The following is a 15,288-nucleotide window of genomic DNA, read 5'->3' as shown; positions in this document are numbered from 1 at the left end:
GTCATCGCCGCACACATGAATTTAGCTCAAGGGCATACTCGGGGCTTCGAACGTCAGGCGTTCGGGCCGCCGGTACTGGAGAAAGAAAGCATGAGCAACTGGTTAGTAGACAAACTGATCCCTTCGATCATGCGTTCCGAGGTGAAGAAAAGCTCGGTGCCTGAAGGCCTATGGCACAAATGCCCTTCCTGCGACGCCGTGCTCTATCGTCCGGAGCTGGAAAAGACCCTGGACGTTTGCCCCAAGTGCAATCACCACATGCGTATCGGCGCACGTGCGCGAATCGACATCTTCCTCGACGCTGAAGGCCGTGCCGAACTGGGCGCTGACCTGGAGCCAGTGGATCGCCTGAAGTTCCGCGACGGCAAAAAGTACAAAGACCGTCTGACCGCTGCCCAGAAGCAGACCGGTGAGAAGGACGCGTTGATCTCCATGAGCGGTACCCTGTTGGGTATGCCGGTGGTGGTCTCGGCGTTCGAGTTCTCCTTCATGGGTGGCTCGATGGGCGCCATCGTTGGCGAGCGTTTTGTTCGCGCTGCCAACTACGCGCTGGAAAACCGCTGCCCGATGATCTGCTTCGCTGCCTCCGGCGGTGCGCGGATGCAGGAAGCGCTGATCTCTCTGATGCAAATGGCCAAGACCTCGGCGGTTCTGGCGCGTCTGCGTGAAGAAGGCCTTCCGTTCATCTCCGTGCTGACCGACCCGGTTTACGGCGGTGTTTCTGCCAGTCTGGCGATGCTCGGCGATGTGATCGTCGCTGAGCCTAAAGCGCTGATCGGCTTCGCCGGCCCGCGCGTGATCGAGCAGACCGTGCGTGAAAAACTGCCGGAAGGCTTCCAGCGCAGCGAATTCCTGCTGGAGCACGGCGCCATCGACATGATCATCGCCCGTCAGGAACTGCGCCCGCGTCTGGGTAACCTGCTGGCGCAAATGATGGGCCTGCCGACGCCGGAATTCGTCGCTGCTCCTATCGTGCCAATCGTGATTCCTCCGGTGCCTGCAAACCTATGACCGAACGTACCCTTGGCGACTGGCTCGCCTACCTTGAGCAGTTGCATCCGTCGGCCATCGACATGGGGCTGGAGCGCTCGCGAGAGGTAGCGTCCCGGATGGGGCTGGGCAAGCCGGCGCCTCGGGTGATCACGGTCACGGGTACCAACGGCAAAGGCTCGACCTGTGCGTTCGTGGCGTCCTTGTTGCGCGCGCAGGGGCTCAAGGTCGGTGTCTACAACTCGCCGCATCTGCTGCGTTACAACGAGCGGGTGCAGGTCAATGGTCTCCAGGCTACTGACGCTGAGTTGTGCGAGGCTTTCGTAGCGGTCGAGGCCGGTCGCGGCGAAACTTCCCTGACGTATTTCGAGATGGGCACCCTGGCGGCATTCTGGCTGTTCCAGCGTGCCGGTCTCGATGCAGTGGTGCTGGAAGTCGGTCTGGGCGGGCGCCTCGATGCGGTCAACCTGATCGATGCCGACCTGGCGCTGGTCACCAGTATTGGCGTCGATCACTCCGACTGGCTGGGTGATACCCGTGAGTCGGTGGCTTTCGAAAAGGCCGGCATCTTCCGTCAGGGCGTGCCTGCACTCTGCGGCGATCTCAATCCTCCTCAACCCTTGCTGGACAAGGCGCGCGAGCTCAACTGCGGGTTTTTCCTGCGCGGTCGCGATTTCGATCTGGGTCTCACCGAGCACAACTGGCAATGGCGCGGCCTTGACGCGCAAGGCCATGCGGTTGAACTGCATGATTTGCCGCTGCTCGATCTGCCGATGGAAAACGCTGCGCTGGCGTTGCAGGCTTACCTGTTGCTCGGGTTGCCCTGGCAGGCGGAGCAGATTGTCGAGGCATTGAAAAACACCCGGGTAGTCGGACGCCTCGATCGGCGTCAGTTCGACTGGCACGGCAAGCGTCTGAATCTGCTGCTGGATGTGGGGCATAACCCGCACGCGGCGGAATATCTGGCGCATCTCCTGGCTCTGCGCCCATTGGCTGGCAAGCGTCTGGCGGTGTTTGGTCTGCTGGCGGACAAGGATCTTGATGGAGTTCTCGCCGAGTTGAATGGTAGTGTCCAGCAGTGGGCTGTTGCCCCGCTGGATTCTGCACGCAGTCGCCCGGTGGCGGATCTGCAAACAGCCTTGCAGAACCTTGGCGCGTCAGTGACGTCCTATGAAAGTGTCGCTGCCGCGTTGGAAGGGCAGTGTGACCAGGCGACGGCCGAGGATGAAATTCTGCTGTTCGGATCATTTTATTGTGTTGCCGAGGCTCTCGAATGGTTAGCCCGGCACTCCACGGAGGAGAGTGCAAATGGCTTTGCTGGATAACGCTTACAAGCAGCGTATGGTCGGGGCGCTGGTTCTGGTGGCCTTGGCGGTGATTTTCTTGCCGATGCTGTTTTCCCGTCAGGATGAGCAGCGCCAGGTCAGCGTTGAAGCCCCGGCCGCACCTCAAGCGCCTGCCGTGCCGCAGGTGCAGGTTGAGCCGGTGGCCGTGCCTGAGCCGCAAAGCCTGCCGCAGGAACCGGTTCCGAGCGATGAAGAAATTGCTCAGCAGCAAACGCCGTCGATGCCCATTGCGCCGAGCGTGCCGGCCACCCCGGCAGCGCCGCCGGTCGTCGCCAGCAAGCCTGTGACAGCGCCTGTGGCACCCAAGCCGGCCACTGCACCACCGGCCGCGCCCGCAACGGCCAGGCCCGATGTCAGCCAAAGCCGTGTCGATGCCAATGGCCTGTCAGTCAGTTGGTCGGTTCAGCTGGCCAGTCTGACCAGCCGTCAAAGCGCCGAGAGTTTGCAGAAATCCCTGCGCAGTCAGGGCTATAACGCATACATCCGTACCGCTGAGGGCAAAAATCGGGTGTTCGTCGGGCCGCTGATCGAGCGCGCTGAAGCCGATCGCCTGCGGGACTTGCTGAGTCGTCAGCAGAATCTCAAGGGTTTTGTGGTGCGTTTCCAGCCGGAACGCGGCTAAAGGATTGGAGTGCGCCACGTTACTCGTAGCAGCTGGCGCAGCCTTCGGCAGCTCGCAGATTGTGTTATCGTCTAATGCTATCGCATTGATTTGAAATGCGCTGACAATCGCCGCTTACCGACAGGCATGCGCTTCTGCTAAAATGCGCCGCCTTATCCGTCTGTAGGCTGCACTGTGCCATTTACCTGGGTTGACTGGGCGATCGTTGCAATAATCGCCATCTCCGCTTTGATCAGTTTGAGTCGCGGCTTCGTCAAAGAAGCACTGTCGCTGCTCACCTGGATCATCGCAGGAGCCGTAGCCTGGATGTTCGGTGGCTCATTGTCCCAGTACCTCGCCGGATACATCGAAACACCTTCGGCTCGCGTGATCGCGGGTTGTGCCATCATGTTTGTCGCCACCTTATTGGTAGGCGCGATGATCAATTATCTTATCGGCGAACTGGTTCGCGTCACCGGCCTGTCCGGGACCGACCGGTTTCTCGGCACAGCCTTCGGCGCAGCGCGTGGCGCGTTGCTGGTGGTCGTGGCGGTCGGGCTGTTGAGCCTGGGGCCGGTACAGCAGGACGGGTGGTGGCAACAGTCACAACTCGTGCCAAAATTTCTATTGGTTGCAGACTGGTCCAAAAACCTGATTCTTGGGTGGAGCAGTCAGTGGCTTGCCAGCGGTATCAGCGTACCCGCTGAAATACCGTTCAAGGAGCACCTCTTGCCGACGGCCAAAACGCCTCAGTGAGTTGTGTTCAGTTCAGATTCATTAAGTAGGGGTTGCGTCGCATGTGTGGCATCGTCGGTATCGTCGGTAAGTCGAACGTCAATCAGGCGCTGTATGACGCGCTAACCGTCCTCCAGCACCGCGGCCAGGACGCTGCCGGTATCGTGACCAGCCATGATGGCCGGTTATTCCTGCGCAAGGACAACGGCCTGGTCCGTGATGTATTTCATCAACGGCATATGCAGCGCCTGGTCGGGCACATGGGCATTGGCCATGTGCGTTACCCGACCGCGGGCAGCTCGACTTCGGCCGAAGCTCAACCGTTTTACGTCAACTCGCCTTATGGCATCACCTTGGCGCATAACGGCAACCTGACCAACGTTGAACAGCTGGCCAAGGAGATTTACGAATCTGACCTGCGCCACGTCAACACCAACTCCGATTCGGAAGTGCTGCTCAACGTGTTCGCGCACGAGCTGGCCCAGCGCGGCAAGTTGCAGCCAACCGAAGAAGACGTATTTGCTGCCGTGACTGACGTGCACAACCGTTGCGTCGGTGGTTACGCCGTCGTGGCGATGATCACCGGTTATGGCATCGTCGGTTTCCGCGACCCGCACGGTATCCGCCCGATCGTCTTCGGCCAGCGTCACACCGACGAAGGCGTCGAGTACATGATCGCCTCCGAAAGCGTTTCCCTGGACGTGCTCGGTTTCACCCTGATTCGCGACCTGGCACCGGGCGAAGCGGTCTACATCACTGAAGACGGCAAGCTGCACACCCGTCAGTGCGCTACCAACCCGTCCCTGACTCCGTGCATCTTCGAACACGTCTACCTGGCGCGTCCGGACTCGATCATCGACGGCGTGTCGGTCTACAAGGCTCGCCTGCGCATGGGCGAGAAACTCGCCGAGAAGATCCTGCGCGAGCGTCCAGAGCACGACATCGACGTGGTCATCCCGATTCCGGACACCAGCCGCACCGCGGCCCTGGAGCTGGCGAACCACCTGGGCGTCAAGTTTCGCGAAGGCTTCGTGAAGAACCGCTACATCGGCCGGACCTTCATCATGCCGGGCCAGGCTGCACGGAAAAAATCCGTACGCCAGAAGCTCAACGCCATCGAGCTGGAATTCCGCGGCAAGAACGTGATGCTGGTGGACGACTCGATCGTTCGAGGCACCACTTGCAAGCAGATCATCCAGATGGCTCGCGAAGCCGGCGCCAAAAACGTCTACTTCTGCTCCGCGGCACCGGCCGTTCGCTACCCGAACGTCTACGGCATCGATATGCCGAGCGCTCACGAGTTGATCGCCCACAACCGTTCGACCCAGGACGTAGCCGACCTGATCGGCGCTGACTGGTTGATCTATCAGGACCTGCCTGACTTGATCGAAGCGGTCGGTGGCGGCAAGATCAAGATCGAGAAATTCGATTGTGCGGTGTTCGACGGCCAGTACGTGACCGGCGACGTTGACGAGGCTTACCTGAACAAGATCGAGCAGGCTCGTAACGATGCCTCCAAGGTCAAGACGCAGGCCGTCAGTGCGATCATCGATCTGTACAACAACTGAGTAACTACCGGCCCTGAGGGGCCGGTTTTGTATCTACTGATTAGAGCAAAGCAAGGAGTGACAGCATGAGTCAGGATTGGGATGCCGGTCGGCTGGACAGCGACCTCGAAGGCGTAGCGTTCGATACCCTGGCCGTTCGCGCCGGTCAGCACCGCACGCCGGAAGGCGAACACGGTGATCCGATGTTCTTCACCTCCAGCTACGTCTTCCGTACCGCTGCCGACGCGGCGGCACGCTTTGCCGGGGAAGTGCCGGGCAACGTTTACTCGCGCTACACCAACCCGACCGTGCGCGCGTTCGAAGAGCGCATTGCCGCGCTGGAAAGCGCCGAGCAAGCGGTGGCCACGGCGACCGGCATGGCCGCGATCATGGCCGTGGTAATGAGCCTGTGCAGCGCCGGCGATCACGTATTGGTATCGCGTAGCGTGTTTGGCTCGACCATCAGCCTGTTCGAAAAGTACTTCAAGCGCTTCGGTATCGAAGTCGATTACGTGCCTCTGGCGGACTTGTCCGGCTGGGATGCGGCGATCAAGGCCAACACCAAATTGCTGTTCGTCGAATCGCCGTCCAACCCGTTGGCCGAATTGGTGGACATCACCGCGCTGTCGGAAATTGCTCACGCCAAAGGCGCGATGCTGGTGGTCGACAACTGCTTCTGCACCCCTGCTTTGCAGCAGCCGCTGAAGATGGGCGCGGACATCGTCGTGCACTCGGCGACCAAGTTCATCGACGGCCAGGGCCGTTGCATGGGGGGTGTGGTGGCCGGTCGCAGCGAGCAGATGAAAGAAGTCGTCGGTTTCTTGCGTACCGCCGGGCCAACGCTGAGCCCGTTCAACGCCTGGATCTTCCTCAAGGGCCTGGAAACGCTGAGCCTGCGCATGAAGGCGCATTGCGCCAACGCGCAGCAACTGGCCGAATGGCTGGAGCAGCAGGACGGCATCGAGAAAGTCCATTACGCCGGCCTCAAGAGCCATCCGCAGCATGAGTTGGCCCAGCGTCAGCAGAAAGGCTTTGGCGCGGTCGTGAGTTTTGAGGTCAAGGGCGGAAAAGAGGGTGCCTGGCGCTTTATCGATGCGACCCGTCTGATTTCCATCACCGCCAATCTGGGCGACAGCAAGACCACCATCACCCATCCGAGCACCACTTCTCACGGCCGTCTGGCGCCGCAAGAGCGTGAAGCGGCGGGGATTCGTGACAGCCTGATCCGCATCGCAGTCGGTCTGGAAGATGTCGCTGACCTGCAGGCGGATCTGGCGCGTGGGCTGGCTGCCTTGTGATCGAGATGTCCATGGCGGCGGGCAGCACCCATGGTCGTGTCGCTCTGGTTACCGGCGCGGCGCGTGGCATTGGTCTGGGGATCGCGGCCTGGCTGATCAGCGAAGGCTGGCAGGTGGTGCTGACAGACCTCGATCGCGTGCGCGGTTCAAAGGTTGCCAAGGTCCTTGGTGACAGTGCCTGGTTCATCTCCATGGACGTCGCGGATGAGCAGCAGGTTGCCTTGGGCGTTGCCGAGGTGCTCGGTCAGTTCGGGCGCCTCGATGCGCTGGTCTGCAATGCGGCGGTGGCCGATCCGCGCAATATCACCCTGGAAAGTCTTGATCTGGCGTATTGGAATCGCGTTCTTGCGGTGAACCTCAGTGGGCCGATGCTGCTGGCCAAGCACTGCGCGCCTTATCTGCGTGCTCACGCCGGTGCCATCGTCAATCTGGCCTCGACCCGGGCCGGGCAGTCGGAGCCGGATACCGAGGCTTACGCGGCGAGCAAGGGTGGTCTGCTGGCGCTGACCCATGCGCTGGCAATCAGTCTTGGTCCGGAGATTCGGGTCAATGCGGTCAGTCCTGGCTGGATCGATGCCCGAGACCCGGCTGCGCGCCGTGCCGAGCCACTGACGGACGCCGATCATGCTCAGCACCCGGCGGGCAGGGTAGGGACCGTGGAGGACGTGGCGGCGATGGTGGCCTGGCTGCTGTCGAAGAATGCCGGTTTTGTCACGGGCCAGGAGTTTGTGGTCGACGGCGGCATGACCAAGAAAATGATTTACCGCGAGTAATCCTGACAGATGTAGCCAGCATTGATGTTGAATGTGCTGCCGTCTTCGCGAGCAAGCCCGTTCCCACAAGGGTTCTGCGGTGAACATCAGTTCTGTGCTCGACGAAAATCAACTGTGGGAGCGAGCTTGCTCGCGAAAGCGGTCTGACTGCGTATGACACGATTTTGTCTTTTTCAGAAAAACTTCAAGCAGGGTATTGACTTAGCTTCGGTATCTGCGTAAATTTCGCGGCCTCAACGAAGCAAAGGGTGATTAGCTCAGCTGGGAGAGCATCTGCCTTACAAGCAGAGGGTCGGCGGTTCGATCCCGTCATCACCCACCACTTCTTGAGAGTTTTGCGAAAGCAAGACGGAAGCTGTCAAAAGCCTCCACCGACGCGCAGCGGTAGTTCAGTCGGTTAGAATACCGGCCTGTCACGCCGGGGGTCGCGGGTTCGAGTCCCGTCCGCTGCGCCATATTTTCCAGATCGGGTTTACCCGGTTTGAGATTGAAAAGCCTCGAAGCTTTCCAGTCAGACGATTTCAAAGGTTCAAATGGACGCAAGTCCAAGCGATACGCAGCGGTAGTTCAGTCGGTTAGAATACCGGCCTGTCACGCCGGGGGTCGCGGGTTCGAGTCCCGTCCGCTGCGCCATATCTGCCTCAAGGCCCACTGAACGCCTTGAAGCTACGAAGAAAGCCACTGGCTTCTTCTGATTGATAGCAAAGACCCTGGTCGAAAGACCGGGGTTTTTTGTGTCTGGGATTTGAGCTCAAATCCGCGCCAGCGCCTGGGCCAGGTCGGCGCGCAGGTCTTCGACATCCTCGACACCCACTGACAAACGCACCAGCGCATCGCCGATGCCGAGCTGCGCGCGGGTGCCGGCGGGGATGCTGGCGTGGGTCATGATCGCCGGGTGCTCGATCAGGCTTTCCACCCCGCCCAGGCTCTCGGCCAAGGCGAAGATCCGCACACTCTCGAGGAAGCGCTTGGTGCCGGCCAGGTCGCTGTTCAGGTCGACGGAAATCATCCCGCCGAAACCGCGCATCTGCCGCAGCGCCAGTTCGTGCTGCGGGTGCGACGGCAGGCCCGGATAATAGACGCGCGCCACCTGCGGCTGATGCGCAAGCCATCGCGCCAGCTCCAGCGCGTTGCTGCAGTGGCGTTCCATGCGCAGCGCCAGGGTCTTCACGCCGCGCAGGGTGAGGAAAGCGTCGAACGGCCCGGCGATAGCCCCCACCGCGTTCTGCAAAAAGCCAAGGCGCTCGGCCAGATCGAAGTTTTGCCCGACCACCGCGATGCCGCCGATCACGTCGGAATGGCCATTCAGGTACTTGGTCGTCGAGTGCAGCACGATATCGAAGCCCAGTTCCAGCGGGCGCTGTATCCATGGACTGGCAAAGGTGTTGTCGGCCACACAGATGATGCCTCGCTCGCGACAGGTGCGCGCGACGGCGACGAGGTCAGTGAGGCTTAGCAAAGGATTGCTCGGCGTCTCGACCCAGACCATCCGCGTGTCGTCCTGCAGCGCCGCTTCGAAGGTCGCCAGATCAGTCAGATCGACGAAGCTGAAGCGATGCCCGGCGCTGCGCCGGCGCACCTTGTCGAACAGGCGGAAAGTACCGCCGTACAGGTCATTGCCGGAGACGATGTGCGCGCCAGCGTCGAGCAGTTCGAGGACGGTGGAGATCGCCGCCAGCCCGGAGGCGAAGGCGAAGGCCTGGGTACCGCCCTCGAGGTCCGCCACGCAACGCTCCAGGGCAAAACGCGTCGGGTTGTGCGAGCGCCCGTAGTCAAAGCCCTTATGCACGCCGGGGCTCTGTTGCAGATAGGTGGAGTTGGCGTAAATCGGCGGCATCAGCGCCCCGGTGGAAGGGTCCGGCACCTGGCCGGCATGGATCACGCGGGTGGCGAAGGCGCGTGGGGCGGCGGTTTCATCGTGCTGGCTCATGAGAGGGATCTGCGCAAGTGATTGAGCATGTCGACGCGGGTAATCAGGCCGTGGAAGCCCGAGGCGTCGGCGATGACCGCCACCAGCCCACGGTCGAGTTCCGCCTCCAGTTCAGCCAAGCTGGCGCCGGGAGGCAGGGTTTCCACTTTGTCGGTCATCGCGCTGGCCACGGTCATGCGGAAGTGCGAAGCGTCTTCGTGCACGCCAAGCAGAATGTCGGACTCGTCGATCACGCCGACCAGCCGCTTTCCGTCCACCAGCACCGGCAGTTGCGACACATCCGCCAGGCGCATGCGCTGGAAGGCGGTGAGCAGCGTGTCGTCCGGGCCCACGCTGATCACCCGGCCATCCTCGAAGCGCCGCGCGATCAGGTCGCGCAGATCGCCGTAGCGCTTGCGCGCAAGCAGTCCCTGATCGGTCATCCACTGGTCGTTGTAGATCTTCGACAGGTAGCGGGTGCCGGTGTCGCAGACGAAGCTGACCACCCGCTTCGGCTCGGTTTGCTCGCGACAGTAGCGCAGTGCCGCCGCCAGCAATGTGCCGGTCGAAGAGCCGCCGAGAATGCCTTCGGCGCGCAGCAGTTGGCGGGCATGATCGAAGCTTTCCTCGTCGCTGATCGAATAGGCCTGGCGCACGCTGGAAAGGTCGGCAATCGACGGAATGAAGTCTTCGCCGATGCCCTCCACCGCCCAGGAGCCTGGGGTGGGAAGGGTGCCGCTGCGGCTGTATTCGGCCATCACCGAGCCGACCGGATCGGCCAGCACCATTTCCAGGTTCGGCTGCACGCGGCGAAAGAAGCGGGTCAGCCCGGTCAGGGTGCCGGCCGAACCGACGCCGACGACGATGGCATCCAGATCATGCTGAGTCTGCGCCCAGATCTCCGGAGCGGTGCTGCACTCGTGGGCCAGTGGGTTGGCCGGGTTGTTGAACTGATCGGCGAAGAAGGCCTCGGGAATTTCCTGCGCCAGCCGCGCAGCGACGTCCTGGTAGTAGTCGGGATGGCCCTTGCCGACGTCGGAGCGGGTGATGTGCACCTCGGCGCCCATCGCCTTGAGGTGCAGGACCTTCTCGGTGGACATCTTGTCCGGCACCACCAACACCACCCGGTAACCCTTGGCGCGGCCGACCAGGGCCAGGCCCAGGCCGGTGTTGCCGGCGGTGGCCTCGACTATGGTGCCGCCGGGTCGCAGGCGGCCATCGCGCTCGGCGGTGTCGATCATCGCCAGGCCGATGCGATCCTTGATCGAACCGCCGGGGTTCTGCGATTCGAGCTTGAGGAATAGCGTGCACGGGCCGGTATCGAAGCGGCTGACACGCACTAGTGGCGTATTGCCAATCAGTTCGAGTACGGCGGGGCGGGAGTCGTTCGGCATTTTGTCACCTCGCTGCGGTAATCCGCACTGGATGGACAGCAGCCAGCGGCCAGTCAGCGCGCCAGTCGCAGACAAAGTCTCGCTTGGAACATAGACCGGGATTGCGCCACCCGCAAACGTCCGCAGCCAGCCGGTAGCGTCGTCGCCTGAACGACAAAGCCCGCCGGTCAGTTAAGGATTTTGAGATGAGCATCGCACCCTGTGGCGAGGGAGCTTGCTCCCGCTGGGGCGCGCAGCGGCCCTAAAACCTGCGATCGCATTTTGTCTGGTGCACCGAATCAACTGGCTTTACGACTGCTGCGCAGCCGAACGGGAGCAAGCTCCCTCGCCACAAATGCTCATCAGACCAAAGATTTACGTTAACTGCCTGGCATTGCCGATTGGCGGGGTTTTGTTGTGCTCGCTTGTTCAGAAGTCGAACTTGTCCCGCAGACCGTAATACCAGGCGCCCAATGCGGCGAAGGGTGTGCGTAGCACCTGTCCGCCAGGGAAAGGGTAGTGCGGCAGGTCGGCAAAGGCGTCAAAACGCTCCGCCTGGCCGCGCAGGGCCTCGGCCAGGACTTTGCCGGCCAGATGGGTGTACGTCACGCCATGACCGCTACAGCCTTGTGAGTAATAGATGTTGTCGCCCAGACGTCCGACTTGCGGAAGGCGCGACAGGGTCAGCAGGAAGTTGCCGGTCCATGCGTAGTCGATCTTCACATCCTTGAGCTGCGGGAAGGCCTTGAGCATCTTCGGTCGGATGATCGCTTCGATATTCGCTGGATCCCGTGCGCCATAGACCACGCCGCCGCCGAAGATCAGGCGCTTGTCGCCCGAGAGGCGGTAGTAGTCAAGCAGGTAGTTGCAGTCTTCGACACAGTAATCCTGCGGCAGCAGGCTTTTCGCCAACTCATCACCCAGGGGTTCGGTGGTAATGACCTGGGTGCCGCAGGGCATCGACTTGGCTGCCAGCTCCGGAACCAGATTGCCCAGGTAGGCATTGCCGGCAACGATGATGAATTTGGCCCTGACTTTACCTTGCGGTGTATGCACGACCGGATTGGGGCCGCGCTCGATGCGCACGGCCGGCGACTGTTCATAAATGCTGCCGCCCAGTGACTCCACTGCAGCGGCTTCGCCAAGGACAAGGTTGAGCGGGTGGATATGCCCGCCACTCATGTCGAGCATGCCGCCCACGTACTGATCGCAGGCCACCACTTCGCGTATGCGGCGTTGATCCAGCAACTCCAGCTGAGTATGGCCGTAGCGCTCCCAGAGGCGCTTCTGCGACTCCAGGTGGCCCATCTGCTTGCTGGTGATTGCCGCAAACACGCCGCCGTCCTTCAGGTCGCACTGGATCTGATACCTGGCCACGCGTTCACGGATGATCCTGGCGCCCTCGAACGCCATCTGGCCGAGCAGCTGTGCCTGTTTGGGGCCGACGCTGCGCTCGATCACATCAATATCACGGCTATAGCTGTTGACGATCTGGCCGCCATTACGGCCCGAGGCGCCGAAGCCGACCCTGGCCGCTTCCAGGACAGTCACCCGAAAACCGTTCTCCAGCAGAAACAGCGCACTGGACAGGCCGGTGTAGCCGGCACCGATCACACAGACATCAGTCTCTACGTCATCCTGCAACGATGGGCGCGGCGGAACCGCGTTGGCCGATGCTGCGTAATAGGAGTCCGGGTAGGGTGTGTTCGCCATCCTGCAACCTCTGTTTTATATTTTTTACGAGTGCATCGATCCTACCTGAGTTAAAAATAGGCTGCCAGCCAGCGAAAAATCTTCTTTGTGGCCCTGAAAATAAAAAATTCGCATATTCATAGGCTTAGCTGCAAAAAAGGTGTTGACACCCCTCCGGAATTCCGTAGAATGCCGCCTCACAGCAGGCACGTAGCTCAGTTGGTTAGAGCACCACCTTGACATGGTGGGGGTCGTTGGTTCGAGTCCAATCGCGCCTACCAAACAAAATCCGCTCTGCTGGGCGGTCTAGAAGGGCTCACCGAAAGGTGGGCCCTTTTTTGTGCTTTTGATTTTTTGCAGAACGTTCACAAAATATCGGGTTCGTTCACACTGGGCAATGTGAACGCCACGAGCGTCCTGTTAATCGCTGCGATTCTTCCTCTATACCTCGATCCTTTTCACCACCTGTCTTCTCTCGCTTGAGCGACCAGTTTTCCATTTGTGCTGTATGCGTGTACAGTATTTAGTAGTGTCAATGATGGAAGATGATTTGATCGACGACAGCGGGTTCGAGTGGGGCCAGCCTTCTCACCAAGACCTTCTTGAGCATGAGTGCCAGCGCTTGGAATGTGAACTTGAGTCAGTGCAGATGGCGCTACGGCGTAGCCTTGAGAACGTTGCCGGGTTGGTGATTGACAACCGCAAGCTCAATAACGAGCTATCGAAGCTGAAAGCTGAGCACCTGAGAATCACCCAGCGACTGAGCGAGTGTTACGCTGCTGACCGAGAGCGAGAAACAAGCCGAATGACATACGTCTACGGCGCCCACGGAGACAAGGTGAGACGCTGAGCCAGGTACAACGTGTGACGTGATGGCACGGTGGTAGCGTAGCGGCTAGGATGATCGCACCAACAAGGAGTAGCACCATGAGCGACGACGAAATTGAAAGGGCACGCCAGATGTATCAGCCCCCGAATGAACATGCTCTTATCAACGATCTCGCAATCAGGTGTTTCAGGGAAACCGGCGACGGTGATTACATAGCTGCACGACTCGCCATGAGAGCAGGTCTACCGGTGCAGTTCCTATGGTCTGCGCTGCAAGCGGTTGAGAAATACCTGAAGTGCATCTTGGTATTGAATAGGTGTAGTGCTAAGACGAGACATGACCTACAGAAGGCATTGGACGCCATCCACAGGGAACTCCCTTTCAGCATCAAGCTGTCTGCCGATGAGCAGGCGGTTTTTCAGCATATTGATGAGGCTGGAGAGAACCGGTACCTAATTAAGTCGCTTCACTTGTTCAACTACGAGCTTACTCATTTTGACTCGCTAGTGTGGAAGCTTCGCCAGTATTGCGTGCCACTGAACGTTGAGCACTACAACGACACGCCTGATCAAAACGTCCTTCTCCAGAATATTGCAAAAGTTGAAGTTGCACTGAACGGCCCACCAGAGCATGGCCACCTTGCGAACGGCTCACTTGAGAACATCCTCGCAGCCCCCCAGAGCCCCGCTCGGGAAGGGTTGATCTGGCGTAACGCGATGTTTGGGGGACAACGAGCTATGACCGCTAAGACCCACTGGGGTTTTAAAGCCATCAATGCACCGCTTTGGCTAAGCCCGGAACTTACCAAAATAGCCAAAGAATGGGTGATGATGAATCGCGATGAAATTGATGCATTCGAGGCGCTTGCCGTAGCCAAGTGGTCGAAGTAGCATCGATTTTCCAGATACCAAGCCCCCGTATTTTTTTCAGCCCTCTTTTATAGAAGGGGGCACTCCGGGGGTGGGGTATGTTGAATTGGCTTGGTTCTACTTGCGCTGCTTAGCGGTGTGCACAAGGGGTAAATAGAAAGCCAAGTGATTTTTAAATAAGTTGATGCCCCTCTATCAGAGGCTCTACAGCACTGGCTGAGACGATCAGCATTCTTACAGTCTCTGGGTTAAAGGAATGGCGGAACGTCACTGTGGTGGCCCTGTGGGGCGTCACGGATGAGTCATGTCCTTTGACTTGAGTCGTTGCGCCGCTGCTGTAGTGCTAGTGGCCTCCGGTCCCCAGCTACTTACCTTCGCTCGTTGGCCTTGTTCACTTTATTGGATAGCTCACGATAGACATGCTGCTATTCAGATGCGACCATCTGATTGCCTTGTAACTCGACCGCAGGGAAACTGGAGAAGTGGACGTTTCTAGATGAAAGGTCTACGAACAACGATTTGTCAGATAGGTCAAGCTTCACTGCACCTGCTGGGTATATGCCCTTGCCTTTTTCAGTGACGAGGAACGCAAGCGGAAAGAACGAGAGCAGGCTCATGCAACAGTTGTGGCCTGAATTCCACACGCTGAAGAGCTTAATGCTATGGAAGGTGATGCTTCGTTTTTCCTGTGGGTTAGTTCTTCATGGCTCGCTGCACTGTACTCAAGGCACAACCAACAGTTGTTGCGGTTTTGCGGAGGCTCATGCCGGATGCGAGGCAGTCCCTGATACGAGCATGTAGAGCCAGATCAACCTGTCGGCCCTTGTACACCTTTTCGGCCTTCGCTTTCTTAATGCCCTCCGCCTGACGGCGGCGACGGTCGTCATAGTCCTTTCGTGCTACCACAGCGAGCATGTCGAGCAACATTCCGTTCACGGCAGTGATCATGCCTTTGGTGAACTCATCCTGACCTTGGGCTGGCTTCAATGCAGCATGACTGGTAGCCAAGTCGAGAGACACCACCGTCACTTTCTTGGCTGCAATAATGGCTTTCAGGCTCGCCCAGTCATCGGGAGACAAGCGGGACAGTCTATCCACCTGCTCAATCAGCAGCACATCACCATCGTGGCTATCGTCCAGCAAGCGGAACAGTTCAGTACGGTCGAGCTTGGTTCCTGATTCGTTCTCAATGTAGAAGGCAGCGATCTTATGAGCGTTGTCAGCAGCGAACTGGATCAGAGCATTCTTGGCACGACTGGCATCTTGTGAGTCGGTCGAAGCTCTGAGGTAAGCACGGATGAACATGATGTTGAATGCCTTGTACCG

Annotated in this window: 12 protein-coding genes and 4 tRNA genes; 12 read left to right on the top strand and 4 right to left on the bottom strand. The window is 59.6% G+C overall.

Going from position 1 to position 15,288, the window contains the following annotated elements; translation table 11 throughout:
• Positions 1 to 90 precede the first annotated feature (90 nt).
• From accD to AC3I0A_RS18415, 10 genes are all read left to right on the top strand, one after another.
• Positions 91 to 1,011, top strand: a complete 921-nt coding sequence (gene accD, locus AC3I0A_RS18460; RefSeq protein ID WP_489378541.1) for an acetyl-CoA carboxylase, carboxyltransferase subunit beta — start codon at positions 91 to 93, stop codon at positions 1,009 to 1,011.
• Positions 1,008 to 2,315: a bifunctional tetrahydrofolate synthase/dihydrofolate synthase gene (gene folC / locus AC3I0A_RS18455; RefSeq protein ID WP_489373653.1), complete on the top strand. Its 1,308-nt coding sequence runs from the start codon at positions 1,008 to 1,010 to the stop codon at positions 2,313 to 2,315. The genes accD and folC overlap by 4 nt, the downstream gene beginning before the upstream one ends.
• Positions 2,299 to 2,958, top strand: a complete 660-nt coding sequence (locus tag AC3I0A_RS18450) for an SPOR domain-containing protein (protein WP_489373651.1) — start codon at positions 2,299 to 2,301, stop codon at positions 2,956 to 2,958. Before folC ends, AC3I0A_RS18450 begins: the two co-directional genes overlap by 17 nt.
• A 174-nt stretch (positions 2,959 to 3,132) precedes the next feature.
• Positions 3,133 to 3,693 (top strand): CvpA family protein, encoded by a 561-nt coding sequence (locus tag AC3I0A_RS18445; RefSeq protein WP_489373649.1) that lies wholly within the window; start codon positions 3,133 to 3,135, stop codon positions 3,691 to 3,693.
• A gap of 41 nt (positions 3,694 to 3,734) precedes the next feature.
• Entirely contained in the window at positions 3,735 to 5,240 is a 1,506-nt protein-coding gene (gene purF / locus AC3I0A_RS18440; RefSeq protein WP_131059546.1) for an amidophosphoribosyltransferase, read from the top strand.
• 65 nt (positions 5,241 to 5,305) lie between these two features.
• Entirely contained in the window at positions 5,306 to 6,517 is a 1,212-nt protein-coding gene (locus AC3I0A_RS18435; RefSeq protein ID WP_489373647.1) for an O-succinylhomoserine sulfhydrylase, read from the top strand.
• 5 nt (positions 6,518 to 6,522) lie between these two features.
• Positions 6,523 to 7,290: an SDR family oxidoreductase gene (locus AC3I0A_RS18430; RefSeq protein ID WP_489378540.1), complete on the top strand. Its 768-nt coding sequence runs from the start codon at positions 6,523 to 6,525 to the stop codon at positions 7,288 to 7,290.
• A gap of 246 nt (positions 7,291 to 7,536) precedes the next feature.
• Positions 7,537 to 7,612 (top strand) — tRNA-Val (locus AC3I0A_RS18425).
• Between the two features lie 56 nt (positions 7,613 to 7,668).
• Positions 7,669 to 7,745 (top strand) — tRNA-Asp (locus AC3I0A_RS18420).
• Between the two features lie 101 nt (positions 7,746 to 7,846).
• A tRNA-Asp gene (locus AC3I0A_RS18415) sits at positions 7,847 to 7,923 on the top strand.
• A gap of 118 nt (positions 7,924 to 8,041) precedes the next feature.
• Here the strand turns inward: AC3I0A_RS18415 and AC3I0A_RS18410 are convergent.
• From AC3I0A_RS18410 to AC3I0A_RS18400, 3 genes are all read right to left on the bottom strand, one after another.
• On the bottom strand, positions 8,042 to 9,220 hold the full coding sequence (locus tag AC3I0A_RS18410) for a cystathionine gamma-synthase (RefSeq protein ID WP_489373646.1): 1,179 nt from the start codon (positions 9,218 to 9,220) through the stop codon (positions 8,042 to 8,044).
• A complete protein-coding gene (locus AC3I0A_RS18405) occupies positions 9,217 to 10,593 on the bottom strand; it encodes a pyridoxal-phosphate dependent enzyme (RefSeq protein WP_489373645.1) in 1,377 nt (458 codons plus the stop codon). Before AC3I0A_RS18405 ends, AC3I0A_RS18410 begins: the two co-directional genes overlap by 4 nt.
• A 408-nt stretch (positions 10,594 to 11,001) precedes the next feature.
• Positions 11,002 to 12,285 carry an NAD(P)/FAD-dependent oxidoreductase gene (locus tag AC3I0A_RS18400; protein WP_489373643.1) on the bottom strand — a complete coding sequence of 428 codons (1,284 nt, stop codon included), beginning with the start codon at positions 12,283 to 12,285 and terminating at the stop codon, positions 11,002 to 11,004.
• Between the two features lie 183 nt (positions 12,286 to 12,468).
• Between AC3I0A_RS18400 and AC3I0A_RS18395 the strand changes: the two genes are divergently transcribed.
• Positions 12,469 to 12,545: transfer RNA gene (locus AC3I0A_RS18395), tRNA-Val, on the top strand.
• A gap of 646 nt (positions 12,546 to 13,191) precedes the next feature.
• Positions 13,192 to 13,983 carry a HEPN domain-containing protein gene (locus AC3I0A_RS18390; protein WP_489373642.1) on the top strand — a complete coding sequence of 264 codons (792 nt, stop codon included), beginning with the start codon at positions 13,192 to 13,194 and terminating at the stop codon, positions 13,981 to 13,983.
• A gap of 672 nt (positions 13,984 to 14,655) precedes the next feature.
• Here AC3I0A_RS18390 and AC3I0A_RS18385 read toward each other — a convergent pair.
• Entirely contained in the window at positions 14,656 to 15,267 is a 612-nt protein-coding gene (locus AC3I0A_RS18385; protein ID WP_489373640.1) for a recombinase family protein, read from the bottom strand.
• Positions 15,268 to 15,288: the final 21 nt, after the last annotated feature.

It is taken from the genome of Pseudomonas sp. KH_024_B2, assembly GCF_057839965.1.
The sequence above is the reverse complement of the archived record's forward strand: the minus strand, read 5'-3'. Positions and strand labels throughout refer to the sequence as shown.